The organism is Nocardioides jiangsuensis (genome assembly GCF_019679455.1).
Classification (GTDB): domain Bacteria; phylum Actinomycetota; class Actinomycetes; order Propionibacteriales; family Nocardioidaceae; genus Nocardioides_C; species Nocardioides_C jiangsuensis.
Window position 1 is genome coordinate 472,805 of sequence record NZ_JAIEZQ010000002.1, and the last position, 23,828, is coordinate 496,632.

At 70.6% G+C, this 23,828-nt stretch carries 27 protein-coding genes; 12 read left to right on the top strand and 15 right to left on the bottom strand.

Features of this window, described 5'->3' with window-relative positions:
• Positions 1-4: 4 nt before the first annotated feature.
• The 5 genes from glpX to K1X13_RS10785 are packed head-to-tail and all read right to left on the bottom strand — an operon-like array spanning position 5 to position 4,091.
• Entirely contained in the window at positions 5-1,036 is a 1,032-nt protein-coding gene (glpX, locus tag K1X13_RS10765) for a class II fructose-bisphosphatase (protein ID WP_221025064.1), read from the bottom strand.
• On the bottom strand, positions 1,029-2,126 hold the full coding sequence (locus tag K1X13_RS10770; protein WP_221025065.1) for a sulfate/molybdate ABC transporter ATP-binding protein: 1,098 nt from the start codon (positions 2,124-2,126) through the stop codon (positions 1,029-1,031). The genes glpX and K1X13_RS10770 overlap by 8 nt, the downstream gene beginning before the upstream one ends.
• Positions 2,123-2,920 (bottom strand): ABC transporter permease, encoded by a 798-nt coding sequence (locus tag K1X13_RS10775; RefSeq protein WP_221025066.1) that lies wholly within the window; start codon positions 2,918-2,920, stop codon positions 2,123-2,125. The genes K1X13_RS10770 and K1X13_RS10775 overlap by 4 nt, the downstream gene beginning before the upstream one ends.
• Positions 2,917-3,687 carry a molybdate ABC transporter substrate-binding protein gene (modA, locus tag K1X13_RS10780; RefSeq protein WP_221025067.1) on the bottom strand — a complete coding sequence of 257 codons (771 nt, stop codon included), beginning with the start codon at positions 3,685-3,687 and terminating at the stop codon, positions 2,917-2,919. Before modA ends, K1X13_RS10775 begins: the two co-directional genes overlap by 4 nt.
• On the bottom strand, positions 3,684-4,091 hold the full coding sequence (locus tag K1X13_RS10785; RefSeq protein ID WP_221025068.1) for a TOBE domain-containing protein: 408 nt from the start codon (positions 4,089-4,091) through the stop codon (positions 3,684-3,686). Before K1X13_RS10785 ends, modA begins: the two co-directional genes overlap by 4 nt.
• Before the next feature lie 156 nt (positions 4,092-4,247).
• On the opposite strand from K1X13_RS10785, the gene K1X13_RS10790 reads away from it, so the two are divergent.
• The gene (locus K1X13_RS10790) at positions 4,248-5,216 is read left to right on the top strand and encodes an LLM class F420-dependent oxidoreductase (protein ID WP_221025069.1); all 969 of its coding nucleotides are present in this window, start codon (positions 4,248-4,250) and stop codon (positions 5,214-5,216) included.
• Positions 5,217-5,225: 9 nt separating this feature from the next.
• Here K1X13_RS10790 and K1X13_RS10795 read toward each other — a convergent pair whose 3' ends face one another.
• Entirely contained in the window at positions 5,226-7,607 is a 2,382-nt protein-coding gene (locus tag K1X13_RS10795) for a phosphoketolase family protein (RefSeq protein WP_221025070.1), read from the bottom strand.
• A gap of 67 nt (positions 7,608-7,674) precedes the next feature.
• Between K1X13_RS10795 and K1X13_RS10800 the strand changes: the two genes are divergently transcribed.
• Positions 7,675-8,211, top strand: coding sequence for a DUF4245 domain-containing protein (locus K1X13_RS10800; protein ID WP_221025071.1), 537 nt, complete (start codon positions 7,675-7,677; stop codon positions 8,209-8,211).
• Here the strand turns inward: K1X13_RS10800 and K1X13_RS10805 are convergent.
• Both K1X13_RS10805 and xseA read right to left on the bottom strand, forming a co-directional pair.
• The gene (locus K1X13_RS10805) at positions 8,178-8,423 is read right to left on the bottom strand and encodes an exodeoxyribonuclease VII small subunit (RefSeq protein ID WP_221025072.1); all 246 of its coding nucleotides are present in this window, start codon (positions 8,421-8,423) and stop codon (positions 8,178-8,180) included. The genes K1X13_RS10800 and K1X13_RS10805 overlap by 34 nt on opposite strands.
• Positions 8,420-9,709: an exodeoxyribonuclease VII large subunit gene (gene xseA / locus K1X13_RS10810; RefSeq protein ID WP_221025073.1), complete on the bottom strand. Its 1,290-nt coding sequence runs from the start codon at positions 9,707-9,709 to the stop codon at positions 8,420-8,422. Before xseA ends, K1X13_RS10805 begins: the two co-directional genes overlap by 4 nt.
• A 38-nt stretch (positions 9,710-9,747) precedes the next feature.
• Between xseA and K1X13_RS10815 the strand changes: the two genes are divergently transcribed.
• The gene (locus tag K1X13_RS10815) at positions 9,748-10,764 is read left to right on the top strand and encodes a 4-hydroxy-3-methylbut-2-enyl diphosphate reductase (RefSeq protein WP_221025074.1); all 1,017 of its coding nucleotides are present in this window, start codon (positions 9,748-9,750) and stop codon (positions 10,762-10,764) included.
• Between the two features lie 31 nt (positions 10,765-10,795).
• Here the strand turns inward: K1X13_RS10815 and K1X13_RS10820 are convergent, their stop codons facing one another.
• Both K1X13_RS10820 and K1X13_RS10825 read right to left on the bottom strand, forming a co-directional pair.
• Complete coding sequence (locus K1X13_RS10820) at positions 10,796-11,218, bottom strand: DUF6542 domain-containing protein (protein WP_221025075.1); 423 nt, start codon at positions 11,216-11,218, stop codon at positions 10,796-10,798.
• 21 nt (positions 11,219-11,239) lie between these two features.
• On the bottom strand, positions 11,240-12,439 hold the full coding sequence (locus tag K1X13_RS10825; protein ID WP_221025076.1) for a DNA recombination protein RmuC: 1,200 nt from the start codon (positions 12,437-12,439) through the stop codon (positions 11,240-11,242).
• Positions 12,440-12,535: 96 nt separating this feature from the next.
• On the opposite strand from K1X13_RS10825, the gene K1X13_RS10830 reads away from it, so the two are divergent.
• Positions 12,536-13,141 carry a hypothetical protein gene (locus K1X13_RS10830; protein WP_221025077.1) on the top strand — a complete coding sequence of 202 codons (606 nt, stop codon included), beginning with the start codon at positions 12,536-12,538 and terminating at the stop codon, positions 13,139-13,141.
• Here the strand turns inward: K1X13_RS10830 and K1X13_RS10835 are convergent, their stop codons facing one another.
• Positions 13,142-13,933 (bottom strand): exodeoxyribonuclease III, encoded by a 792-nt coding sequence (locus K1X13_RS10835; protein ID WP_221025078.1) that lies wholly within the window; start codon positions 13,931-13,933, stop codon positions 13,142-13,144.
• A 70-nt stretch (positions 13,934-14,003) separates the two neighbouring features.
• Between K1X13_RS10835 and ychF the strand changes: the two genes are divergently transcribed.
• The gene (gene ychF, locus K1X13_RS10840) at positions 14,004-15,080 is read left to right on the top strand and encodes a redox-regulated ATPase YchF (protein WP_221025079.1); all 1,077 of its coding nucleotides are present in this window, start codon (positions 14,004-14,006) and stop codon (positions 15,078-15,080) included.
• Positions 15,081-15,166: 86 nt separating this feature from the next.
• Here ychF and K1X13_RS10845 read toward each other — a convergent pair whose 3' ends face one another.
• Positions 15,167-15,586 (bottom strand): MarR family winged helix-turn-helix transcriptional regulator, encoded by a 420-nt coding sequence (locus K1X13_RS10845; RefSeq protein ID WP_221025080.1) that lies wholly within the window; start codon positions 15,584-15,586, stop codon positions 15,167-15,169.
• 72 nt (positions 15,587-15,658) lie between these two features.
• Between K1X13_RS10845 and K1X13_RS10850 the strand changes: the two genes are divergently transcribed.
• Together K1X13_RS10850 and K1X13_RS10855 are read left to right on the top strand one after the other, a co-directional pair.
• Positions 15,659-16,744 carry a methyltransferase gene (locus K1X13_RS10850; protein ID WP_221025081.1) on the top strand — a complete coding sequence of 362 codons (1,086 nt, stop codon included), beginning with the start codon at positions 15,659-15,661 and terminating at the stop codon, positions 16,742-16,744.
• A gap of 199 nt (positions 16,745-16,943) precedes the next feature.
• A complete protein-coding gene (locus K1X13_RS10855) occupies positions 16,944-17,555 on the top strand; it encodes a DUF1294 domain-containing protein (RefSeq protein ID WP_221025082.1) in 612 nt (203 codons plus the stop codon).
• A 200-nt stretch (positions 17,556-17,755) separates the two neighbouring features.
• Here K1X13_RS10855 and K1X13_RS19835 read toward each other — a convergent pair whose 3' ends face one another.
• Positions 17,756-18,181, bottom strand: coding sequence for a class I SAM-dependent methyltransferase (locus K1X13_RS19835; protein WP_225914943.1), 426 nt, complete (start codon positions 18,179-18,181; stop codon positions 17,756-17,758).
• Between the two features lie 70 nt (positions 18,182-18,251).
• On the opposite strand from K1X13_RS19835, the gene K1X13_RS10865 reads away from it, so the two are divergent.
• Together K1X13_RS10865 and K1X13_RS10870 are read left to right on the top strand one after the other, a co-directional pair.
• The gene (locus tag K1X13_RS10865; RefSeq protein ID WP_221025084.1) at positions 18,252-19,490 is read left to right on the top strand and encodes an MFS transporter; all 1,239 of its coding nucleotides are present in this window, start codon (positions 18,252-18,254) and stop codon (positions 19,488-19,490) included.
• Between the two features lie 135 nt (positions 19,491-19,625).
• A complete protein-coding gene (locus K1X13_RS10870) occupies positions 19,626-20,009 on the top strand; it encodes a VOC family protein (protein WP_221025085.1) in 384 nt (127 codons plus the stop codon).
• Between the two features lie 155 nt (positions 20,010-20,164).
• Here K1X13_RS10870 and K1X13_RS10875 read toward each other — a convergent pair whose 3' ends face one another.
• Positions 20,165-20,443, bottom strand: coding sequence for a hypothetical protein (locus K1X13_RS10875; protein ID WP_308249506.1), 279 nt, complete (start codon positions 20,441-20,443; stop codon positions 20,165-20,167).
• Positions 20,444-20,617: 174 nt separating this feature from the next.
• Between K1X13_RS10875 and K1X13_RS10880 the strand changes: the two genes are divergently transcribed.
• Entirely contained in the window at positions 20,618-20,959 is a 342-nt protein-coding gene (locus tag K1X13_RS10880; RefSeq protein ID WP_221025087.1) for a metallopeptidase family protein, read from the top strand.
• A 152-nt stretch (positions 20,960-21,111) separates the two neighbouring features.
• Here the strand turns inward: K1X13_RS10880 and K1X13_RS10885 are convergent, their stop codons facing one another.
• Complete coding sequence (locus tag K1X13_RS10885) at positions 21,112-21,720, bottom strand: NIPSNAP family protein (RefSeq protein WP_221025088.1); 609 nt, start codon at positions 21,718-21,720, stop codon at positions 21,112-21,114.
• Between the two features lie 215 nt (positions 21,721-21,935).
• On the opposite strand from K1X13_RS10885, the gene K1X13_RS10890 reads away from it, so the two are divergent.
• Positions 21,936-22,841 (top strand): GNAT family N-acetyltransferase, encoded by a 906-nt coding sequence (locus K1X13_RS10890; protein WP_225914944.1) that lies wholly within the window; start codon positions 21,936-21,938, stop codon positions 22,839-22,841.
• Positions 22,842-23,090: 249 nt separating this feature from the next.
• Positions 23,091-23,702 (top strand): dihydrofolate reductase family protein, encoded by a 612-nt coding sequence (locus tag K1X13_RS10895; protein WP_221025090.1) that lies wholly within the window; start codon positions 23,091-23,093, stop codon positions 23,700-23,702.
• The last annotated feature ends 126 nt before the right edge of the window (positions 23,703-23,828 follow it).

Sequence of the window (23,828 nt, forward strand, 5' to 3'; positions counted from 1 at the left end):
CCGCTCAGTGCTCGAAGTCGATGGCGGAGTACGAGCGCAGCTTCTGCAGCTTGTGCTCGCTGGTGATCGCGCGGATCGTGCCGCTGCGCGAGCGCATCACGAGGGAGTGCGTGGTCGCGCCGCCGGCCCGGTAGCGCACACCCTTCATCAGCTCGCCGTCGGTGATGCCGGTGGCCACGAAGAAGCAGTCGTCGCCGGTCACCAGGTCCTCGGTCGTGAGGATGGCGTCCGCGTCGAGGTTGTGCCCGGCGTCGATCGCGCGCTGCCGCTCGTCGTCGTCGGTGGGCCAGAGCCGGCCCTGGATCACGCCGTCCATGCACTTCATCGCGCAGGCGGCGATGATGCCCTCGGGGGTGCCGCCCACGCCGAGCAGCAGGTCGATGCCGGTGTCCGGGCGGGCCGCCATGATCGCGCCGGCCACGTCGCCGTCGGTGATGAACTTGATCCGGGCGCCGGTGGCGCGGATCTCGTCGACCAGCTTCTGGTGCCGGGGCCGGTCGAGCAGGACCACGGTGACGTCCTCGGGGGTGCTGCCCTTGGCCTTGGCGACCTGGTGGATGTTCTCCGCGACCGGGTACCGGATGTCGACCACGTCGGCGGCCTCGGGCCCGGTGACCAGCTTCTCCATGTAGAACACCGCGGAGGGGTCGTACATCGACCCGCGCGGGCTGACCGCGAGCACCGAGACCGCGTTGGTCATGCCCTTGGCGGTCAGCGTGGTGCCGTCGATCGGGTCGACCGCGACGTCGCACTCGGGGCCGGTACCGTCACCGACCTCCTCGCCGTTGAACAGCATCGGGGCGTTGTCCTTCTCGCCCTCGCCGATCACGACGGTGCCGCGCATGCCGACGGTCGAGATCAGCACGCGCATCGCGTTGACCGCGACGCCGTCCGCGCCGTTCTTGTCGCCGCGGCCCACCCAGCGGCCCGCGGCCATGGCGGCTGCCTCCGTGACGCGCACCAGCTCCAGCGCCAGGTTGCGGTCGGGCGCATCGTGCGCGGCGGACAGGTCGGGCGGCAGCAGACGGTCAGACATAGCGCGATCGTAACGGAGCCTGCGCCGGTGGGGCTGCGATGCCGTAGACGCCCACTTCTGTCGCTTTCACCGCCGCCCAGACGCTGCGTCCGGGAGCCAGCCCGAGCTCGGCCGCCGCGCCCGGGGTGACGTCGGCGATCAGCGGGGCCGGCCCGGCGAGGTGCACCCGCACCGCCGCCCCGTGCGGCACCACCGAGGTCACCGTCCCGGGCCACCGGTTCCGGGCGCTGCCGGTCGGCTCGGCCAGGGTCAGGGTCACCGCGGCCGGGCTGAAGCAGGCGTTGACCCGCCCCTCGAACGGCGTCGTGGTGACGAGGGTCCCTCCCGAGTCGAGGGCGACCGCGGTGCCGCTGCCCTGCCCGCGCAGCACGTTGAGCCCCATCAGCCGCGCGACGTGCTCGGTCTGGGGGCGTTGCGCGACCTCGTCGGGGGTGCCGACCTGGGCCACCCGCCCCTGGTCGAGCACGACCACGCGGTTCGCCACGGTCAGGGTGTCGAGCGCGTCATGGGTGACCAGGACCCCGATCCCGCCGAAGTCGGCCAGGTGCCGCGCGAGCTCGAGGCGCAGCGCCATCGCCACCCCCACGTCGAGCGCGGCGAGCGGCTCGTCGAGCAGAAGCAGGGCGGGGTCGGTGGCCAGTGCCCGGGCGATCGCGACCCGCTGTGCCTGGCCGCCGGACAGCTCACGCGGCCGCCGGTCGGCGAGGTCCTCGACGCCGAGCCGGGTGAGCCAGCGCCGGGCTCGCTCCTCGGACTCGCGCCGGCGGGCGCCGCGGCTGCGCGGGCCGAAGGCGACGTTGCCGAGCGCGGTCAGGTGCGGGAAGAGCAGGTGCTGCTGGAAGACCATCCCGATCCCGCGTTCCTGCGGGGTGAGCGGGCGGGCGGCGCCCGGGCCGTCCCACGCGCGGCCGTCGTACCGGACGGTGCCCTGGTGCATCGGCTCCAGCCCGGCCAGAGCGCGGAGCAGGGTACTCTTGCCCGCCCCGTTCGGGCCGATCACCGCGATCACGTCGCCCGGGTCGGCGTCCAGGTCGACCTCGAGGGACTGCGGGCTGCGCCGGACCCGGACCCGGGCCTCCAGCAGGCTCATCGCGCGGCCTGCCCGAACCAGCGCTCGCGGAGCAGGGCGAGCACGACGACGGAGACCAGCAGCATGACCAGGCTCAGCGCGACCGCCGCCTCGAGGTCCTCCTGGAGCAGGGTGTACACCGCGAGCGGCATCGTCTGGGTCACGCCGGGGTAGTTGCCGGCGAAGGTGATGGTGGCGCCGAACTCGCCGAGCGAACGGGCCCAGCCGAGCACCAGCCCCGCGGCGATCCCCGGGGCCGCGAGCGGCACGGTGACCCGGCGGAAGATCGCCCCGCGCCGGGCGCCGAGCACGGCCGCCACCTCGTCGTAGTCCTGGCTGGTCGCGCGCAGCGCGCCCTCGACGCTGATCACGAAGAACGGCAGCGCGACGAAGGTGTGCGCGATCACGACGGCGGTGCTGGTGAACGGGATCGTGACGCCGAGCTCGCGCAGCGGCGCCCCGACCACGCCGGTGCGGCCGAAGGCGGTGAGCAGCGCGACGCCGGCGACCACCGGCGGCAGCACCAGCGGCACCGTCACCAGGGTCCGCACCAGCGACCGGCCGGGGAACTCGACCCGGGCCAGCAGCCACGCCAGCGGGAGGCCGAGCACCAGGCTGGCCAGCATCGCGGCGGTCGCGGTCCACAGCGAGAGCCACAGCGCGTCGAGCACCTCGGGGGCGGCCAGCCGCTCGAGCAGCGACCCGAACGGCGCGCGGGCGACCAGGCTCGCGAGCGGGACGAGCAGCAGCGCGACCGCGAGCCCCGCCGGCAGCAGCAGGTACGCCGGCGGCCGGCCGAGCCGGTTCCGGCTCACGGGGTCGGCCCGCCGAAGCCCGCGTCGTCGAGCACCTGCCGGCCGCGGTCGGAGAGGACCAGCTCCACCCACTCCGCGGCCAGGTCGGGCTCCGCGCTCTGCTGCACCGGGGCCACCAGGTAGCTGTTCGGCGCCTCGGACGCGTGGGGCACCGGGAGGGTCTCCACCGTGTCGCCGGCGGCCACCGCGTCGCTGGCGTAGACCAGCCCGGCGTCGGCCTCGTCCAGCTCGACCTTGGTCAGCACGGCCTTGACGTCGACCTCGAGGGAGCGCGGCCGGGCGGTGACCCGGTTGCGGTCGAGCAGGTCGCGGGCGAGCGTGCCGCAGGGCGCCGACTCGGCGCACGCCACGTAGGTGACGTCGTCGCGCTGGAGGTCGGCGAAGGAGTCGACGTCCGCGGGGTTGCCGGCGGGTACGACGACCACCAGCGAGTTCGTGGCGAAGGTGGCCGGCTCGCCTCGCGTGGCGCCGGCCTCCTCCGCGATCCGCATGGTGCGGGCGTCGGCGGTGGCGAGCACGTCGGCCGGGGCGCCCTCGACGACCTGGGCGGCCAGCGTGGAGCTCGAGTCGTAGCCCAGCACCACGTCCACCCCGTCGTGCGAGGCCTCGAACTCCTGCGCGAGCTCGTCGAACGGCTCGGTCAGCGAGGCCGCGGCGAGCACGGTGAGCCGGGTCCGGTCGTCGCCGGACGCGCCGACGCCGCAGCCCGCGAGGGTCAGGGTGAGGGCCGCCGCGAGCGCGGCGGCCCCGGCGCGGAGGGGTCTCACGGCAGCTCCACCACCACGTTGGTCGACTTCACCGACGCGATCGCCAGCACGCCGGGGACCAGGCCGAGCTCGTCGGCGGCCTCCGCGCTCATCAGCGACACCATCCGGTAGGGCCCGCAGACCAGCTCGACCTGTGCCATCACGGTGTCCTTCTTGACCGCGGTCACGATGCCGCGCATCCGGTTGCGGGCGCTCACCGCGGCCGCGCGCGCGGCGTGGGCCACCCCGTCCGGTCCGCCGTCGGCGATGTCCTTGGCGAGTCGCGCGAGGTCCTCGCCGCGCACGACCGCGCGCCCGTCCGCCCCCGGGGAGGCGGTCAGCCGGCCCGCGTCGATCCACCGGCGGAGGGTGTCGGTGCTGACGCCGAGGACGTCCGCTGCTTCGGCAACTCGGTAGACGCTCACGCGGCAAGTCTGCCGCAGGTGCGGCGGAAAGCACAGGCTTCGCGCCGCATCTGCGTCACGCCGGGGGAGATGTCACCCGTCCGCGACCCGCCCCGCATCAACCACGACACCGGCGGGTATCGGTGCGGCGTACCCGCACGGAGGAGACGCACCGCCATGACACGTTTCGGCTACACGCTGATGACCGAGCAGTCCGACCCCCGCGCCCTGGTCCGGTACGCCGGCGCCGCGGAGCGGGCCGGGTTCGACTTCGAGGTGATGAGCGACCACTACTTCCCCTGGCTCGTCGAGCAGGGCCACGCGGGCTACGCCTGGAGCATGCTCGGCGCGGTCTCGCAGGTCACCGAGCGGGTCGAGCTGATGACCTACGTGACCTGCCCGATCATGCGCTACCACCCGGCGGTGGTCGCACAGAAGGCCGCCACGGTCGGATTGCTCAGCGACGGCCGGTTCACCCTCGGCCTCGGCGCGGGGGAGAACCTCAACGAGCACGTCGTCGGCGAGGGCTGGCCGGGGGTCAACGTGCGGCACGAGATGCTCGCGGAGGCGGTGACGATCATCCGGTCGCTGCTCGACGGCGGCTACGTGAACTTCAAGGGCGACCACTACCGGGTCGACTCCGCCAAGCTCTGGGACCGGCCGGAGTCGCGCCTGGAGATCGCGGTCGCGGTCTCCGGCGACCAGTCGATCGAGACCTTCGCGCCGATGGTCGACCACCTGGTCGCGGTGGAGCCCAAGGAGGAGCTGGTGGCCAAGTGGGACGCCGCGCACCCGGGGGAGTCGCGCAAGATCGGGCAGATCCCGATCTGCTGGGACACCGACCGGGACCGCGCGGTCCGCACCGCCCACGAGCAGTTCCGCTGGTTCGCCGGCGGCTGGAAGGTCAACGCCGAGCTGCCCGGCCCCGCCGGCTTCGCGGGCGCCACCCAGTTCGTCACCCCCGACGACGTCGCGGACTCGATCCCGTGCGGACCGGACCTCGACGCGATCGTAGAGGCCGTCTCCGCGTTCGGGAAGGCCGGCTTCACCGACGTGGCGCTGGTGCAGATCGGCGACGCGAACCAGGAGGCGTTCCTCGAGGTCGCGGAGCGCGAGCTGCTGCCCGCACTCCGCGCCGCCGGCTGACCCGCGGGCTCAGGCCTGAGGCCAGGTCCACTCCGTGATCTCGGGCAGGTCGGCGCCGTGCTCGTTGACGTAGGCGCGGTGCGCCGTACGCCGGTCCTGCATCCGCTGCCGGAGCACGGCGGCCTTCCGGGCCAGGCCGGGCACCCGGTCGAGCACGTCGATCACGAGGTGGAACCGGTCCATGTCGTTGCGGACCACCATGTCGAACGGGGTGGTGGTGGTGCCCTCCTCCTTGTAGCCGCGCACGTGCAGGTGCTCGTGGCTGGTGTGCCGGTAGGTCAGCCGGTGGATCAGCCACGGGTAGCCGTGGTAGGCGAAGATGATCGGGACGTCGGTGCCGAAGATGGCGTCGAACTCCCGCTCGTCGAGCCCGTGCGGGTGCTCCGACGAGGGTTGCAGCCGCATCAGGTCGACCACGTTGACCACCCGGACCCGCAGGTCGGGCAGCTCCTCGCGCAGGATGCTGACCGCGGCCAGCGTCTCCATCGTCGGCACGTCCCCGGCGCAGGCCATCACCACCTGCGGGTCGCCGGCGTCGTTGCTGGCCCAGTCCCAGATGCCCAGGCCCCGGCGCGCGTGCAGCCCGGCCTGCTCCATGTCGAGCCAGGTCGGCTGCGGCTGCTTGCCGGCGACGATCACGTTCACCAGGTTCTGGCTCTGCAGGCAGTGGTCCATGGTCCAGAGCAGCGTGTTGGCGTCCGGCGGCAGGTAGACCCGGATCACCTCGGCCTTCTTGTTCACCACGTGGTCGATGAAGCCGGGATCCTGGTGGCTGAACCCGTTGTGGTCCTGGCGCCACACGTGCGAGCTGAGCAGGTAGTTCAGCGACGGCACCGGGCGGCGCCAGTCCAGCTGCCGGGTGGTCTTCAGCCACTTCGCGTGCTGGTTGAACATCGAGTCGACGATGTGGATGAACGCCTCGTAGGAGGTGAACAGCCCGTGCCGGCCGGTGAGGGTGTAGCCCTCCAGCCAGCCCTGGCAGGTGTGCTCGGAGAGCACCTCCATGACCCGGCCGTCGCGCGCCAGGTGCTGGTCGGTGTCGTACTGCTCGAGCATCCACGCCTTCCCGGTGGCCTCGAGCGTCGCGCCCAGCCGGTTGGACTCCACCTCGTCGGGGCCGAACAGCCGGATGTTGTGCGGGTTGGCCCGGATCACGTCGCGCAGGTAGGCGCCGGTGGGCCGGGTGCCCTCGTGCAGCTCCGCGCCGGGGCCGGGCACCTTGACGGCGTAGTCGCGGGGGTCGGGCAGGTCGAGCGGGCGGCTGACCAGGCCGCCGTTGGCGTGCGGGTTCGAGCCCATCCGCCGCGCGCCCGTCGGGGCCCAGGCGCGGACCGAGGCGACCGGGGCGCCGTCCTCGTCGAAGAGCTCCTCGGGGCGATAGGACCGCAGCCAGGCCTCGAGCTGCCGGCGGTGCGCGTCGTTCTCCCGCACCGTCGCCAGCGGGACCTGGTGGGCGCGCCAGGTGTCCTCGACCGGGACCCCGTCCACCTCCTCGGGACCGGTCCAGCCCTTCGGGGTGCGCAGCACGATCATCGGCCAGTGCACCTCCCCGGGCGGGGTCGCGCCGCCCGGGGAGCCGCTGCGGGCGGCGTCCTGGATCTGCCGGATCCGGGCGACGCAGTCGTCGAGCGCACCGGCGAGCTGCTGGTGCACCTCCTCGGGGTCGTCGCCGGCGACCAGGACCGGGTCCCAGCCGTGCCCGCGCAGCAGCATGTCGAGGTCGTCCTCGGGGATCCGGGCGAGCACGGTGGGGTTGGCGATCTTGTAGCCGTTGAGGTGCAGCACGGGGAGCACGGCGCCGTCGGTGGCCGGGTTGACGAACCGGCATCCGCTCCACGACGTGGCCAGCGCCCCGGTCTCCGCCTCCCCGTCGCCGACCACGGTCGTCACGATCAGGTCCGGGTTGTCGAACGCGGCGCCGAACGCGTGCGAGAGGGAGTAGCCGAGCTCGCCGCCCTCGTGGATCGACCCGGGGACCTCCGGAGCGACGTGGCTGGGGATGCCGCCGGGGAAGCTGAACTGCTTGAACAGCCGCCTCATGCCGCGCTCGTCGAGCGTGGTGCCGGGGTACGTGTCGGTCCACGACCCCTCGAGCCAGGTCTGCGCGACGATCGCCGGGCCGCCGTGGCCGGGGCCGATCACGTACATCATGTCCAGGTCCCGCTCGCGGATCAGCCGGTCGCAGTGGGTGTAGACCAGGTTCAGCCCCGGCGTCGTACCCCAGTGGCCGAGCAGGCGCGGCTTGATGTGCTCCGCGGCCAGCGGCTGCCGCAGCAGCGGGTTGTCCAGCAGGTAGATCTGCCCGACGGCCAGGTAGTTCGCCGCCCGCCAGTGGGCGTCGGCGAGGGCCAGGTCGTCGGCGGACAGCGGGCGGGCGTCGACGGTGCGCATGGGTCCTTGCCTACAGCAACCGGCGGCCGACGTGCCAGGGTCTTGGGCCACTTGCAAGGATTGGCGCGTGAGTGGACAGGCTGGCCGGTACCAACGCTCGGCGGCAGGGATGGTCGGCGCGATGCTGATCCTGCTGGCGGTGATCGCGGCGTTCGTCGTCTTCCGGGAGCTGAACCGCAACGACGTGACCACGCCGGTGCGCACCGTGGAGTACCGGCAGACCGCGGTCTACGCCGCGGAGCAGGTGGACTTCGAGCTGCTCGCCCCCTCCCGGTTGCCCGAGGGCTGGCGTGCGACGAGCGTGTCGTTCACCCCGGAGCCGTCGCGCTGGCACATCGGGCAGCTCACCGCCGACGACGAGTACGTCGGCCTCGAGCAGTCCCGGGCCTCGTCGCGCGACATGGTCGAGACCTACGTCGACGAGAACGCCGTACGGCGGGGCGCCGTGCAGGCCGCGGGAACGACCTGGGCCACCTGGACCGACGAGGGTGGGGACACCGCCCTGGTCGCCGAGACGGGTGATGCGACCACGCTCGTGGTCGGCCCGGTCGACCGCGACGTGCTCGTGGACTACGTCGAGCTGCTGGCCCCGCCCGCGCGCTGATCCGCGCGCCCGTCCTGCTCGGCCATCGCCGCGTCGAGGCGGGCCTTCGCGCCGTCGAGCCACCCCTGGCAGATCTGCGCCAGCTTCTCGCCGCGCTCCCACAGGGCGAGAGAGTCCTCGAGGTTGGTGCCGCCGCTCTCGAGACGACGCACGACCTCGACCAGCTCCTCGCGGGCGGCCTCGTAGCTGAGCTCGTCGTTCTTCTCGGTCACGCGTTCTCCTGGGTCTCGCTGGTGGTCTCGCCGGTCGTCTCGTCGGTGCCGTCGGGGTGCAGGGCCGGGTCGGGCTCGGTGTCGCGGACCACGACGTGCACCCGGCCATCGCGCACCCGCACGTGCATCTCCTGGTCGGGCCGCGCCTGGTCGATGCTGGTCACCACGTGCCCGTCGGCGTCCTGGAGCACGGCGTAGCCGCGCTCGAGGGTGGCCAGCGGCGACAGGCTGCGGACCCGGGCGAGCTGGTGCATCAGGTCGTTGTGCGCGCGGTCCACCTGGTGGTGCAGGGTCCGGCGGGTGCGGGCGCGCAGCTCCTCGATGTCGCGGGCGCGGTCGTCGAGGGTGCTGCGCGGGTTCGCCAGGCTGGGCCGGGCCCGAACCGCTTCGAGCTGGTGCATCTGCTGGCCGAGCCAGGTGGTCATCACGTGCCGGCCGCGGTCGCGCAGGTGCCGGATCCGGTCGATCTCCTCGGAGACGTCGGGGACCACGGTCTTCGCGGCGTCGGTGGGCGTGGACGCGCGGACGTCGGCCACCAGGTCGAGGATCGGGGTGTCGGGCTCGTGGCCGATCGCCGACACCACCGGCGTACGCGCCTGGTGCACGGCGCGGATCAGGGCCTCGTCGGAGAACGGCAGCAGGTCCTCCACCGCGCCGCCGCCGCGGGCGATGATGATCACGTCCACCTCGGGGTCCCGGTCGAGCGCGCCGAGCGCGTCGATCACCTCGCGAGCGGCGTTGGTGCCCTGCACCGAGGTGTTGACCACGCGGAACGACACCGCGGGCCAGCGGCGGCGGGCGTTCTCGAGCACGTCGCGCTCGGCGGCGGACTCACGACCGGTGATCAGCCCGACCGTGCGCGGCAGGAACGGCAGCGGCCGCTTGAGCTCGCGGGCGAAGAGGCCCTCGGCCGCGAGCAGCTGGCGGCGTCGCTCGAGCCGGGCGAGGAGCTCGCCGAGGCCCACCATCCGGATGTCGGTGGCGTAGAGGCTCAGCGTGCCCCGGTTGGCGTAGTAGGAGGGCTTGGCGAAAACCACGACGCTGGCGCCCTCGACGACCGGCGGGTTGAGCGAGTCGAACACCTGGCGCGAGCAGGTCACCGGCACGGAGATGTCGGCGACGGTGTCGCGCAGGGTGATGAAGACGGTGTTCATGCCCTGGCGGCGGTTGAGCTGGGCCACCTGCCCCTCGACCCACACCGCGCCGAGCCGGTCGATCCAGCCGGAGATCGCCATCGCGATCTGCCGGACGGGGGCCGGGTGCTCGGCCGAGGTCTGAAGTGCCACGCCTGGAACCCTAAGCCAGACCACCTACGATGGGGGCCATGAGCACTTCCGACCTGGGGATGCCCCCTGTCCTCGACCCGGCCGAGGCGGACGGCCGCGCCGTCCTCCTGGCCGCCCCCCGTGGCTACTGCGCGGGTGTGGACCGAGCCGTGATCACGGTCGAGAAGGCGCTGGACCTGTACGGCGCCCCGGTCTACGTGCGCAAGCAGATCGTGCACAACAAGCACGTGGTCTCGAACCTGGAGTCGCGCGGCGCGGTGTTCGTGGAGGAGCTGGCCGAGGTGCCCGAGGGCGCCACCGTCGTCTTCTCCGCCCACGGCGTCTCGCCGGAGGTGCACCGCCAGGCCGAGGAGCGGAGCCTGAAGACCATCGACGCCACCTGCCCGCTGGTGACCAAGGTGCACCACGAGGCCCGTCGGTTCGCCGGCGACGACTACGACATCCTGCTGATCGGCCACGCCGGGCACGAGGAGGTCGAGGGCACCGCGGGGGAGGCTCCCGAGCACATCCAGCTCGTGGAGAGCCCCGAGGACGTCGCCAGGATCGAGGTGCGCGACCCGGCGAAGGTGGCCTGGCTGTCGCAGACCACGCTGTCCGTCGACGAGACGATGGCCACGGTGCGGGCGATCCGCGAGCGCTTCCCGCAGCTGCTGGACCCGCCGTCGGACGACATCTGCTACGCCACGCAGAACCGGCAGATGGCGGTCAAGGAGATCTCCGGCGCCGCCGACCTCGTGATCGTGGTCGGCTCCGGGAACTCCTCCAACTCGGTGCGGCTCGTCGAGGTCGCGCTCGAGGCCGGCGCGAAGGCGTCGTACCGGGTCGACGACGCGAGCGAGATCGACGAGGCCTGGCTCGAGGGCGTGGACACGGTCAGCGTCACGTCGGGCGCCTCGGTGCCCGAGGACCTGGTCGAGGGCGTGCTGGCCTTCCTCGCCGAGCGCGGCTACCCCGACGCCAAGGCCGTGCACACCGCGGAGGAGTCGCTGATCTTCGCGCTGCCCCCGGAGCTGCGCCGCGACATGCGCGCGGCCGAGAAGGCCCAGCTGTCCTGACCCGGCCGGCCGCGAGCGCCGGCGCCGCGGCTCAGGCGAGGGTGCGGATCCGGCCGGAGTTGCGGGCGGCGAGCTGACGCAGGGCGAGGACGCCGAGCACCAGCGCGTAGCCCGCGACGAGAGCACCGGCGTGGTGGGCGAGCCCGGAGACCACCGCCTGCACCAGCCCGTCGACCTCGTCGGCGACCGCGCCCCGCGCGACCACGCCGAGCACGAGCACCACGGCCAGCATGAGCAGCGGCGGCAGCACGCCGACCGCGAAGAAGTCCCGGGGACGGACGCTGAGCGCCGCCGCCAGGCAGACCACGACGAACGCGAGGTCGTAGAACAGCGAGAGCTCGTCGGTCAGCAGCAGGTCGAGCGCCACGACCCCGAAGGTCACCACGGCGGCCAGGGTCACCACCTGACGGCCGGGCTTCCGCCCCTCTTCCCACAGCGTGCGCTTCTGGGTCACGCCGTCACGGTATTGCCCGGTTCATGCCGACCGCGTGCGACGCGCCGGAGCGGAGCCGTCCTCGGACAGGAGGCCGGGCAGCTCCTCGCGCGGCTCGGCGACCTCCACCAGCAGCTCGGCCTCGTCCCTCGGGTGCCCGATCTCCGGCTCGGCGGTGATGAGCTCGGCGGCGGTCAACGGGCGTGCTGCCTCCGAGACGGGGCCGGGCGTGGTCAGCTCGCGGTCGCTGACCTCCATCTCCGCGAACTTCCGCGCCGAGACGAGCACCCGGGTCTCCAGCGACCCGATCGCCTTGTTGTAGCTGCCGACCGCGCTGGTCAGGGAGCGACCGAGCTTGTCGAGGTGGGTGCCCATCACACCGATCCGGTCGTAGAGCTCGCGGCCGAGCTCGTGGATGTCGCGGGCCTTGTCGGCGAGCGCCTCCTGGGTCCACGCGTAGGCCACCGTGCGGAGCAGCGCGATCAGCGTGGTCGGCGTGGAGAGCACGACCTGCCGCGCCGCGGCGTACTCCAGCAGGCTGGGCTCGGCCTCCAGCGCGGCCGAGAGGAACGACTCGCCCGGCACGAAGAGCACCACGAACTCCGGCGTCGCCGGCAGCGAGCGCCAGTACGCCTTGCCGCTCAGCGTGTCGACGTGCTGGCGCAGCTGGCGGGCGTGCCGGGACAGGTGCGCGTCGCGCTCCTCGTCGGAGTCGGCCCCGGTCGCGTCGAGGAACGCGTCGAGCGGCACCTTGGCGTCGACCACCACGCTCTTGCCGCCCGCGAGTTTGACCACCAGGTCGGGGCGGAACAGGCCGTCGTCGTTGCGCACCGACACCTGCTCGGCGAAGTCGCACCGGGAGACCAGGCCGGCCACCTCGACCGCCTTGCGCAGGTGCAGCTCACCCCAGCGGCCGCGCACCTGCGGCTTGCGCAGCGCGGTCGACAGCGAGGAGGTCTCGCGGCGCAGCGAGTCGGTGGAGTGCCGTACCTCGTCGACCTGCTGCTTGAGCTGGCTCTGCCACGAGACCCGGTGGTGCTCGAGGTCGCGCATCTGGTCGTGCAGGCGCTCGAGGCCCTCCTTGACCACGGCGTGGTCGGCGGCACGCGCCTCGAGCGCCAGCCGGGCCGAGTCGTCGGGCGCGGCGGCCCGGGCACGGACCCAGAGGCCCCCGACCAGCGCGCCGAGGAGCAGCCCGACCAGCAGGGTGGCGAGGAGGGAGAGCGTCGTACCGATGTCCATGCCGTCAGGATGCCGGGGAGCACCGACAGAACCCGACAGGACCCGCGGGCCGGGAGTCCCTGCCGCCGGGGAGTCCGATCGGGTAGGAAGGACGGCATGGCCTCTCGGACCGTGTCCGCGCTCGTGGCGCTGCTGCTCGCGACCACCGCCTGCACCGGCGGGTCCGAGGTCGCGGGGGAGAGGGGGGCCGGCCCCTCCGCGAGTCCCTCGGGCGCCACCCCCGGCGGCGGGCCCTCCGGCACGGTCGGGCCCGTCCGGGGCGGCCCGCTCGGCTTCGACGGGTCGGGCCGGTTCTGCTCCAGCCACCCGAGCCGCGACTTCGTCTACGGCGACGACATCCTCGACACCGTGGAGCCGATCGAGATCGAGTCGCTCGCGCTCGTCGGGGCCAGCGGGGTCCGCATCGTCGACGCCTGGGTGCTGCCGGTGCGGGGCGTCCCGCTCTCGGGCGACTGGACGCAGTGGCCCCTGCCGCGCCAGGACCTCGGCGGCAAGGTCGGGTTGGAGTGGAACGAGCGGGAACCGGCCGAGGGCGCGTTCCTGGACCCAGGGACGACGTACAACCTGATCGTCCGGATGCGACGCCCCGGTCCCCGCACACCCGGCGGCTTCAAGGCCCTGGCCATCGAGTACCGGACCTCGTCGACGAGCTACGTGCGGGACACGCACACCCGCGGCAGGTTCAAGAGGAGCTGCTTCTGATCAGTCGGCGAGGTCGACGACCACCGGCGCGTGGTCGCTGGCGCCCTTGCCGGCCCGCTCGTCGCGGTCGATCTCGGCCCCCGTCACGCGCCCGGCGAGGGCGGGGGAGCCCAGGATGAAGTCGATCCGCATGCCCTTGTTCCGCTCGAAGCGCTGCCGGTAGTAGTCCCAGTACGTGTACACGTCCGGCCCCGGCGTGTGCGGCCGCACCACGTCGACGTACCCGCTGTCGACGAACGCCTGGAACGCCGCCCGCTCGTCCGGGGAGACGTGCGTGCTCTTCGCGAACACGCTCATGTCCCACACGTCGTCGTCGTGCGGGGCGATGTTCCAGTCGCCGGTGAGGGCGATCTGCGCCGCCGGGTCGTCCTTGAGCCAGCCGTGCGCGGCGGTGCGGAGCCGGTCGAGCCACTCGAGCTTGTAGGTCAGGTGCGGGTCACCGAGCGCGCGGCCGTTGGGCACGTACAGCGACCAGACCTGCACCCCGCCGCAGGTGGCGCCGAGGGCCCGTGCCTCGGAAGCCAGCGGCTCGCCCCACTGCGGCATTCCCTCGAACCCGTGCCGTACGTCGCCGAGCCCGACCCGGCTCGCGATCGCCACGCCGTTCCACTGGCTGTGCCCGAGGGTGGCCACCTCGTAGCCCATCGCCTCGAGGCCCATCAGCGGCCACTGGTCGTCGCGGGCCTTGGTCTCCTGGAGCGCGATGACGTCGATCTCGTGGCGGGTGAGGAAGGCCTCGACCCGGTCGATCCGGGAGCGGATGGAGTTGACGTTCCAGGTGGCGATGCGCATGCCGCCACTCTAGGAGGGCGAGGTCGGTCGATTCGTCGCGGAACCCTGCCGCGCCGTAAAGTGGCCGCCCGTGGCTCTCACCATCGGAATCGTCGGTCTCCCCAACGCGGGCAAGTCGACCCTCTTCAACGCCCTGACCAAGAACGACGTGCTCGCGGCGAACTACCCGTTCGCGACGATCGAGCCGAACGTCGGCGTGGTCGGCGTCCCCGACTCCCGCCTCCCGAAGCTCGCGGAGATCTTCGGCTCGGCCAAGGTCCTGCCCGCGACCGTCGAGTTCGTCGACATCGCCGGCATCGTCCGCGGCGCCTCCGAGGGCGAAGGACTGGGCAACAAGTTCCTCTCGCACATCCGCGAGTCCGCGGCGATCTGCCAGGTGACCCGGGTGTTCCGCGACGAGGACGTGACCCACGTCGACGGCGAGGTGAACCCCGCCAACGACATCTCGACGATCCAGACCGAGATGATCCTGGCCGACCTCCAGACGGTCGACAAGGCGCTGCCGCGGCTGGAGAAGGAGGCGCGGCTGAAGAAGGAGACCGCCGCCGTCCTCGCCGCCGTGAAGGAGGCGAAGGAGGCGCTCGAGTCGGGTACTCCGGTCATCGCCACCAAGATCGACAAGGCGCTCCTGCGAGAGCTGATGCTGCTCACCGCGAAGCCCTACATCTACGTCTTCAACTGCGACAGCGACGAGCTCGGCGACGAGGGTCTCAAGCAGAAGATGCGCGACCTCGTGGCGCCGTCCGAGGCGATCTTCCTCGACGCGAAGTTCGAGTCCGAGCTCGTCGAGCTCGACGACGAGGACGAGGCCCGGGAGATGCTGCACGAGATGGGCATCGAGGAGCCGGGTCTCGACGTGCTCGCCCGAGTCGGTTTCGACACCCTCGGCCTGCAGACCTACCTCACCGCCGGCCCCAAGGAGACCCGGGCCTGGACGATCCCCAAGGGCGCCACGGCTCCCGAGGCGGCCGGTGTCATCCACACCGACTTCCAGCGCGGCTTCATCAAGGCCGAGATCGTCTCCTTCGACGACCTCGTGGAGGCGGGCTCGATGAACGCGGCCAAGGCCGTCGGCAAGGTGCGCATGGAGGGCAAGGACTACGTGATGCAGGACGGCGACGTCGTGGAGTTCCGCTTCAACGTCTGAACCGGTGTAACCGCGCAGGTCAGCGACCTGTCGGCGTGCTATGGCCCGGTCTTGACCCGCGGTTTCTCGTGCCGGTCGCTACCTGGTCACCGGTACGGGTCGGCGATGTCGCGGAGCTTGGTGAGCGCTTGGCGCAGGCACGCAGCGAGTTCGGGACCGAGGTGGTCGTTCCATTCCTGCTCGACGCCCATCACTACCTCGCGAGCCCGCCTTGACGCGGCCTTCCCCTTCTGTGTGAACCTGATGAGCCGCGCCCTGCCGTCGTCCGGATCCGCGATGCGCTCCACGAGCCCTTCCCGTTCCAGCGCCGCGACCAGCAGGCTCGCGGTCTGCTTGGTGACCTGCGCCTGCTCGGCGAGGTCGGTGAGGCGAGAGCCGTCCTCGGCAATGCGCTGGGCGATCCGGGCCTGCGCAACGGTCACGTCAAAGCCGGCTTCCCGCATCGCCGCGATCACCCGTTCGTCCATCGCGCGGTAAGCGATCAACATGAGCGTGGCGAGGTCCATCCCATCCCCTTGACAGTAGTCAGGCTTGCTGACCATGATGGTCAGTACTGCTGACCATCATAGGGGGTCCCGATGACCAGACTTCCCCCGGCCCGCGTCGTCCGGGCCGCCACCGCCGTCCGGACCACGCTGCAGACCCTGACCCGGCGGATGGTGCCGCCGGAGATCGGCCTTCTCGAACTCGCCTCCGGATTCATGGCGACGCACGCCATCTACGCCGCAGCGAAGCTCGGCATCGCCGACGTACTGGCGAGCGGCCCGCTGTCCGCGGACGACGTCGCAGCCGAAGTGGGGTCCAATCCCGACACCACACACCGGCTCCTGCGGGCATGCGCGGCCCTCGGGGTGTTCCGCGAGGGCGCCGATGGGCGCTTCGCGTTGACTCCTTTGGCGAACGGGCTGCGCTCCGGAACCGCTGACTCGATGCTGCCGGTCATCCTGATGCTCGGCGACCCGCACTATCAGGGGACGTGGGGCCAGCTGGCCCACACGGTGGAGAGCGGCATGCCCGGCGCTGAAGTGATCTTCGGCAGGCCGATGTGGGACTACCTCGACCACGATCCTGAGTTCGCCGCCACGTTCAACAACGCGATGAGCCGTCTGTCGGCCTTGGACTGGCCGGCCGTCGAAGCGGCGTACGACTTCACGAAGTTCTCGACGATCATCGACGTCGGCGGCGGACACGGACAGCTCCTCGCGCTGATGCTCGACGCGGCACCTTCCGCGAAGGGTGTGCTGCTGGAGCGCGAGGTCCTCATCGGGGAAGCCGAGGAGCACCTGCGTGAGGCAGGCGTTCTGCCCCGCTGCCGGCTCGAAGCCGGGTCGTTCTTCGAGACCGCTCCCTCCGACGGTGACCTCTACGTCATGCGGCGAGTGATCCACGACTTCGACGATGAGCAGGCCGCCGCGATCCTGGCCAACGTCCGCCGCCACATGCCCAGTGGCTCCATCCTGCTGCTGCTGGAAAGTGTGGTTCCTCCTGGCAACACACCGCACTTCGCCAAGTCCCTCGACCTGGACATGATGATCTTCGTCGGCGGTCGCGAGCGCACCGAACAAGAGTTCGCCACGCTGCTCGACCGGGCGGGGTTCCGCCTGACACGGGTCATTCCCACGATCTCGACCATCTCGCTCATCGAAGCCGTTCCAGGCAGGTAGCGAAGCGCGCAGCAGCTCGGGCCATCCCTCGTGCGCCTTTCGGCCGCAACGGACCGTTCTTCGCCCGGTTCGACCCTTCGTGGAATGGGGTGTCGCATAATGCCGACCACGGGTACTCGTTCCGCCCATGGCGCGGAACCACCTGTACCGCGGCCAGGCTGTCCAACCTGGCGACAGCCGAGCCAAGGAGCGGGACGACGTGCCTTCAGACGACAGCGTCGGGCGCCAGCAGGGGGTTCTCGCGGACTGGAACGACGACCGGGGTTTCGGCTTCATCACGCCGGCTGCTGGGGGCTCGCGTGCGTTCGTGCACGTGAGTGCGTTCCCTCGTGGCCAGCGGCCTGTCACCGGTTGCGAGGTCACGTACGCCGAGGTTCGAGACGAGCGCAACCGGGCGCGCGCATCGGAGGTGCGGTACGTGGGCGCCGTACCGGCCAGCAGGGCAGGCGCCGGCGGGATACCCCTGGCGCTCGCCACCGCGGCGCTGTTCTTCACCCTCTTGGTGGGACTGCTGGTGCTGGACGAGGTGCCCGTCGTGTTGGTGGCCGCCTACGGCCTGTTCAGCGGAGTTGCGTTCTTGATGTACGGCGCTGACAAGTCCGCGGCGACGCAGGGCAGATGGCGCACGTCGGAGTCCACCCTCCACACGATCGCCCTGGTGGGTGGCTGGCCGGGTGCGCTGGTCGCGCGACGGGTCTTCCGGCACAAGACGATCAAGCAGCCGTTCCGCACCATCTTCTGGGGCACGGTCATCGCCAACTGCGTGGCCCTTGCATGGTTCGTGTACGAGGCGCCTGTGACGCTGCCCTGACACGGTGCGGTCCTGCCCGCGACTGCCGTCGGTTTACCGGCTCGGCCGAGCTGAGAGCGCCGCGTGGACTGCGTCGCGCCGGTCAGGTCGGGTGGATCGCGCGGATGTAGAGGAACACCGGTGAGGTGTTCAATGCGTGCCGCATACGTTCGTCCGGAACAGCGCGCGCGTGGAAGCTCGGCTCGGGCTCGTGTACCGCGTCAATGATCAGCCCTTGGTCCAGGAGCGGCGTGAAGACAGCCGAAAGGGGCCGGCGCCACAGGTGCGCGGTCGTCTCGACGCCATCGACGTTCCAACTCTCTTCTATGTACGCGGTGGATCTCGCTGATGATTCCCTGCCAGTCGGACAGGTAGTGCAGAACCAATGAGGCAGCGACGAGATCCATGCTGTCGTTGTCAATCATGTGCAGCGGTTCGCTCAGGTCAGCGACCTCAACGTGTGCTCGGCCGTTCATCAGGCGCCGAGCGTGCGCGACCATCCGCTCCGACTTGTCCAAGGCGATGACGTCGGCTCCAGCCAAGACCAGTTCATGCGTGAGATGTCCCGCCGCACATCCCAGATCGAGCACACGGCGCCGAACCCGCGGGCGGCGGGCTCGCGCTTCACCTCCGAGTACCGGTCGCAACGCGCACGGGCCGGCGTCACCCGCTTTGTGCGGCGTGCTGGGTGGATGGGGGGCGTGGGATCATGTCGTTATGTCCAGCGGTGCGAAGTTTCCATCGCGGTCGTTCTTGCTCTACTGGCGTGCCGAGGCTGTGTCGGGGTTGGGCACCTACGTCACGTTGTTCGCGCTGCAGACGCTGGTCGTCTTGACAATGCACGGCTCGGCGGCCCAGGTGGGCTGGTTGAACGCGGTGCGGTGGTTGCCGTACCTGGTGGTCGGCCTTGTCGTGGGCGCGATAGTCGACCACCGGCGCCGTCAGCCGATCATGGTGGCAACCGACTGGGTCCAGGCCGCGCTGCTGGTGACCATCCCGCTCATGTGGTGGCTTGGGCTGCTGTCGTTTCCAGCACTGCTGGTCATCGTGCTTGTCTACGGCACGGCATCGGTGATCCATGGCGCGGCCGCAGTGGCACTCCTGCCGCGACTGGTCGCGCGGCAACACCTCCAGCGTGCTCATGCACGCTGCGACGGCACCGACGCCGCAGCAATGACCGCCGGCCCGGCCCTCGGCGGGCTGCTCGTCAGTGCGCTCGGTGCCCCCGTCGCGGTGCTCGTGGACGCGGCCAGCTACGTCTACTCAGCCATCACGGTGAGCCGCATCGACGCGGCCGAGCCTCCGCCCACGGCCGGCGCGACGACAAAGGGCCTCCTGCGCGAGATCGTCCACGGACTCCGATGGGTCTACCGCAGCTCCGGGTTGGCCAGCCTGGCGCTCGCTACCCACGGGTGGTTCGTCGGCAACGCGATCATCGGGGTCGTCCTCGCTCCTTACGCACTGAACACGCTCGGTATGACCGCGTTCCAGTTCGGCGTCCTGGGTGCCGCTGGTGGCATCGGAGCAATTCTTGGAGCCGCCATCACCACTCGTGTCGGACTCCTGTTGGGCACCGGGCGCACGATCATCGTCTGCCACGTCATCACCACGGCCGGGGTGCTGGTGATGATCGCCGCCGGTCACGGCTTGTCCGGATGGGCGGCGGTCGCGGTCCTGGGCGCGGGACAGCTGCTGTACGGACTTGCGATGGGCATGAGCAATTCTCACGAGATGAGCTACCGACAGCTCGTTACCCCCGACGATCTGCAGGCCAGGACCAACACCACACTGCGCTCTCTCAACCGGGCAGTAATGGTCGTCGTTGCACCGGTTGCCGGGATCCTGGCGGACGGGTGGGGGATGCGGCCGACTCTGGTGGTCGCTGCGATCATCTTCGGACTCGTCGCAGCCGGGCTGGCGGCCACGTCGTTCCGCACCGTCCGCGCACCGATCTGACCTCACGCCACCTGTCGGGTCTGGCTGAAGAGTCTCGTGTTCTGTCACGCTGGGGTCTACTCGCGGGGTGACTCGTTCGGAGAGTCGAGTTCCTCTCGGCAACATCATCACGCGACCTCGAAGGGATGACACGCCATGAGTGACCTGGATGACGGCGTGGCCAGCGTCCGCTACATCGTCGACGACGTGCAGGCCGCCATCGACTTCTATACGAACCACCTCGGCTTCACCGTGCGCACCGCGCGGTTGCCCGCCTTCGCCGATGTCACTCGTGGGCCGTTGCGGTTGCTGCTATCCGGACCGACCAGCTCCGGCGCTCGCGCCACACCTTCGGACGCCGCAACCGCCGGCCGCAACCCAGTCCACCTCATCGTCGACGATCTCGATGCCGAGATCGAGCGCCTTCGCGCCGCCGGGCTGTCCTTCCGCAGCAACGTCGTCGAAGGGCCCGGCGGACGGCAGATCTTGCTCGCCGACCCTGCCGGCAACCTCATCGAACTGTTCACTCCCGCCAGCTGACTGCTCTGCCCAGCCGCCGCCGACTTGTCTGACGGCACCAGTGGACGCAGACGCAGTCAACGGACAGAGCAGCGATCCACGTTCGAGCGGCCCCGACGACCGCGGCATTTCGCCGCGATGTTCCCTGCACCAGCCGCCGGACAGACCCGCGATCCTCAGGTGTCGTTCTCGCGGGAGAGAGCGGTCGGCTCGGCTTCCTGCTTCTCGCGCCGCTGCTGCAAGCGCTGCTGAGCGGCCGATAGGAAGGCCATGCAAGGCGCGTCAGCCCCGGGGTGCTTCTCGTTCAGGTGGAAGATCCACCGATCCATCGCCGCCATGAATCCGTTGTCACCGCCGGGGCGATAGGCGGACCAGTTACGGGAGCCCCTGACGACGCACTCGGAGCAACTGATCTTGTAGACGAACCGCTTGTCCGCGTCGAGGTCGATCTTCACCTTCGCCAGAGGACCGGCCTCCGATGCGGCTTTCCTCTCACGAGCAGATCGGCTCGCCGTCATGTCGCACCCCTGTTCGTGTTCGGCAAGTAGCCTACGACGCTATCGGAGCGGACATCGCGAGCCGGTGTCGAATCCTCCGAGCGCGGGCGACGCTGTTGGACAATTGGCCCCATGGTCGAGGTTGATCCCGAGCGGTTCGAGGCGATGGTCAGGGTGGCGCTCGATGGGCTACCCGCAGAGCTAGGGGAACTCATGAGCAACGTGGCCGTCACCGTGGAGCACAACGAAGGACCAGCCGGCCTACTGGGGCTGTATCGCGGCGTTCCTTTGACCCGTCGCACGACGGCATACGCCGGTGTACTTCCCGATCGGATCACGATCTATCGACGTGCCATCTGCGCGGTCTGTCACAGCGACCGAGATGTCGTGGAGCAGGTTCGCCGGACAGTGGTCCACGAGGTCGGCCACCACTTCGGCATCGACGACGCGCGGTTGCGCGAACTCGGATGGTGACAAGGCGACGCACGCCGGATCATGCCGCCATCCCGCGTACGGCGCCGGCAGCCTGAGCCGCGCAGGGTCGTCACGAGCGTGAGCAGCGGCGAGGTCGCGTCCAGCGCTTCACCAGCACCGTCGCGGCGGTAGGCGAGGGCCGCTGCGCCAGCTCAGTCCGACGAGACGAGGATCGGCTGCTTGAGGTCGAAGAACTCTGGCTCCCCGATGCTGAGCTTGTTCATCTCCTCCATCTGGGCCTGCAGCTCCGGTGGAAGCTCCTTGCGCTCACCCTCGCGTGCCTCGGCCTCGGAAGTGAAGTACATGACCATCGTGTAGGCACCCTCGTCATGGCCGATCGTGACGCTGCCGATCACGTCGGGACGGAGCTCCGCCCACTTGTCGGCATCCTGAGCCATCAACTGCTTCGCCCGCTCCGGGTCGCTGCCCCGGCCCTGCATCACCTGGACAAAGCCGGCCTGGTCTGGGTCGCCATTCACGTCCACGTCGACGTCGGCGCTGTTGCGGAAGACCGCCTCACCGTCGAGCAGCCGCGCGGTCTCGGCCCACCACCGATCCTGTTCCGGCCGCGCACTGTTGGCCATGGCCGCCTCCTCGGACTCGAACCGCGCCACGACAATGAACCTGCCGTCCTCGGTGACCCCGCCGGTCGAACCGAGCCAGCCGGTGGCACCAGACGACAGGTCCGCCTTCCACCGGTCGAACGCATCGACGAAAGCCTGCGGCTGCGAGGTCCTGCCCGTGATGACCTGGACGAACATGATGAGCCTCCCCTGGAAGGTCTAGAAGACGAGCCTCCTCCAACCGAGGCTAGCCAGCCACGCCGGTCAGGGGAACCCGTCTCTTGGAGCGGGAGCCGACTGCGTCATGTCGCCGCATGGTGACCACCACGAACAGCCCCGGCGCGTCCCCGAAGAGGGGGAGTCCAGGAGAAAATGAGGGGCGCGTGGATGTCGTTCCTGCTGCAATGAACCGCATGACTGTCGCACTCGATCTGCCCGCCGGCCTCACGGCCCGTCCGCTCATCCCGTCGGATGCCCCCGCCGTCACGGCCGTCATGGCGGCGCAGGAGCTGGCCGACGTCGGAGAGGTGGTCATCGAGGAGGCGGACATCATCGCCGACTGGCAGCGGCCGGGATACGACGTGTCGGCCGGCACCGTCGGCGTGTGTGACGACGACCGGCTGGTGGCCTACGCCGAGGTGGCGTACGGCGATCGCGGTGACGCCGCCGTCCACCCGGACTACCGCGGCCGCGGCCTCGGTACGTGGCTGGCCGGCTGGATGCAGCAAAAGGCCAGGGAGAAGGGCTGCACGGTGATCGGCATGCCCGTCCCCCAGGGCTCACCCGGTGACCGGCTGCTGGAGTCGCTGGGCTACCGCGTGCGGTGGACCAGCTGGGTGCTGCAGCTGCCCGAGGGCGCGGTGATCCCGGATCGCCCGCTTCCCGCGGGGTTCGCCGTCCGGGCCGCGACCGAGGCCGACTGGGAGGCCGCCTTCACCGTCAACGAGGACGCCTTCCTCGAGTGGTCGCAGCGAGAGCGGGACACGTTCGAGATCTGGCAGTCCCAAGTCGTGCGGCGTCCCGGCTTCGAGCCGTGGCACCTGCGGGTCGTCACCGATCCAGGTGGTGAGGTGGTGGCGATGGCGCTGCTGCAGCTGCACGACGACCAGGGCTACCTCGCACGGCTGGCCACCCGAGCCGACCAGCGCGGCCGCGGCCTGGCGCAGGCGCTGCTCGTGGACACTTTCGCCGAAGCCAGGCAGCACGGCGCCACCCGCTTCGAAGTGTCCACCGATTCCCGCACCGGCGCGCTCAGCCTCTACGAGAAAGTGGGCATGCGGGTCACCTCCGCATGGGTCAACCGGGCGATCGACGTCTGAAACGAGCGGCACTCCCACAACTTCAATAGGTGCGTCAATCCGCCGCGGGTGCGCGGTGGTGGGAGGGCGCGTCGACCGCATGGACAATGTCAGCGAAGGCGATTTCAACCGAGCAGAGAGCCGATGGCCCGTCACCAGCGTCGAGAAGGACTCCGTGTCCCGAACGATGACCGATCTCCGCCGAGTTCGAGCCCGTCGACCGGGTGTGGATGTTATGGGTCGACTCACGACGGCTTGTAGGTTGGCGTGGTGCGGCTCGTACTCATGGAGTTCCTCACGCTCGACGGCGTGTCACAAGGGCCGGGTGCCCCCGACGAAGACACCAGCGACGGGTTCACCAGGGGTGGCTGGCTCGTGCCGCACATGGACGAGACCTTCATAGAGGTGGTTGCTGGCTGGGTCGACCACGCCGACGCGTTCCTGTTCGGCCGTCGCACCTACGAGAACTTTGCCCGCGACTGGCCGCAGATCACCGATTCCGACAATCCCTTTGCCGCCAAGATGAACGGCCTGCCGAAGTTCGTCGCCTCCCAAACGCTGGCGAGCGCCACATGGGCGCCGACGACGATCCTTGCCGGCGACATCGCCGCGCGCGTCGCCGAACTGAAGCGTCGGCCCGGCTGGGAGTTACAGATCCACGGCAGCGCCAGGCTGGCTCAGTCGCTGCTCGCCGCTGGTCTGATCGACGAGTTCCGCCTCGTGATCGCCCCCGTCGTCGTGGGCAGCGGCAGGCGACTCTTCCCGGACGGCGGCGCACCAGCGGGTCTGCGTCTCATTCGAAACGACACGACCTCGGGCGGACTCGCCGTCCACGTCTACCAGTACACAGGAGCGCCCGAGTACGGCACCTACGCGCCGTAGCCGACTGGTTCGCACTGCCACCGGTCGCCACGCAGGGCTCACAAACCCCCGCACTACGCGCGGAATCGAAGATTGGGGACCGATACCTGACCAAGACCGGGACTCAAACCTGGCCACCAGCCGCAA

Coding starts and splice junctions, on each gene's coding strand:
- glpX (WP_221025064.1), bottom strand. CDS start 1,036: ATGTCTGACCGTCTGCTGCCGCCCGACCTGTCCGCCGCGCACGATGCG.
- K1X13_RS10770 (WP_221025065.1), bottom strand. CDS start 2,126: ATGAGCCTGCTGGAGGCCCGGGTCCGGGTCCGGCGCAGCCCGCAGTCC.
- K1X13_RS10790 (WP_221025069.1), top strand. CDS start 4,248: ATGACACGTTTCGGCTACACGCTGATGACCGAGCAGTCCGACCCCCGC.
- K1X13_RS10795 (WP_221025070.1), bottom strand. CDS start 7,607: ATGCGCACCGTCGACGCCCGCCCGCTGTCCGCCGACGACCTGGCCCTC.
- K1X13_RS10815 (WP_221025074.1), top strand. CDS start 9,748: ATGAGCACTTCCGACCTGGGGATGCCCCCTGTCCTCGACCCGGCCGAG.
- K1X13_RS10825 (WP_221025076.1), bottom strand. CDS start 12,439: ATGGACATCGGTACGACGCTCTCCCTCCTCGCCACCCTGCTGGTCGGG.
- K1X13_RS10830 (WP_221025077.1), top strand. CDS start 12,536: ATGGCCTCTCGGACCGTGTCCGCGCTCGTGGCGCTGCTGCTCGCGACC.
- K1X13_RS10835 (WP_221025078.1), bottom strand. CDS start 13,933: ATGCGCATCGCCACCTGGAACGTCAACTCCATCCGCTCCCGGATCGAC.
- K1X13_RS10845 (WP_221025080.1), bottom strand. CDS start 15,586: ATGGACCTCGCCACGCTCATGTTGATCGCTTACCGCGCGATGGACGAA.
- K1X13_RS10850 (WP_221025081.1), top strand. CDS start 15,659: ATGACCAGACTTCCCCCGGCCCGCGTCGTCCGGGCCGCCACCGCCGTC.
- K1X13_RS10865 (WP_221025084.1), top strand. CDS start 18,252: ATGTCCAGCGGTGCGAAGTTTCCATCGCGGTCGTTCTTGCTCTACTGG.
- K1X13_RS10870 (WP_221025085.1), top strand. CDS start 19,626: ATGAGTGACCTGGATGACGGCGTGGCCAGCGTCCGCTACATCGTCGAC.
- K1X13_RS10880 (WP_221025087.1), top strand. CDS start 20,618: ATGGTCGAGGTTGATCCCGAGCGGTTCGAGGCGATGGTCAGGGTGGCG.
- K1X13_RS10885 (WP_221025088.1), bottom strand. CDS start 21,720: ATGTTCGTCCAGGTCATCACGGGCAGGACCTCGCAGCCGCAGGCTTTC.
- K1X13_RS10890 (WP_225914944.1), top strand. CDS start 21,936: ATGACTGTCGCACTCGATCTGCCCGCCGGCCTCACGGCCCGTCCGCTC.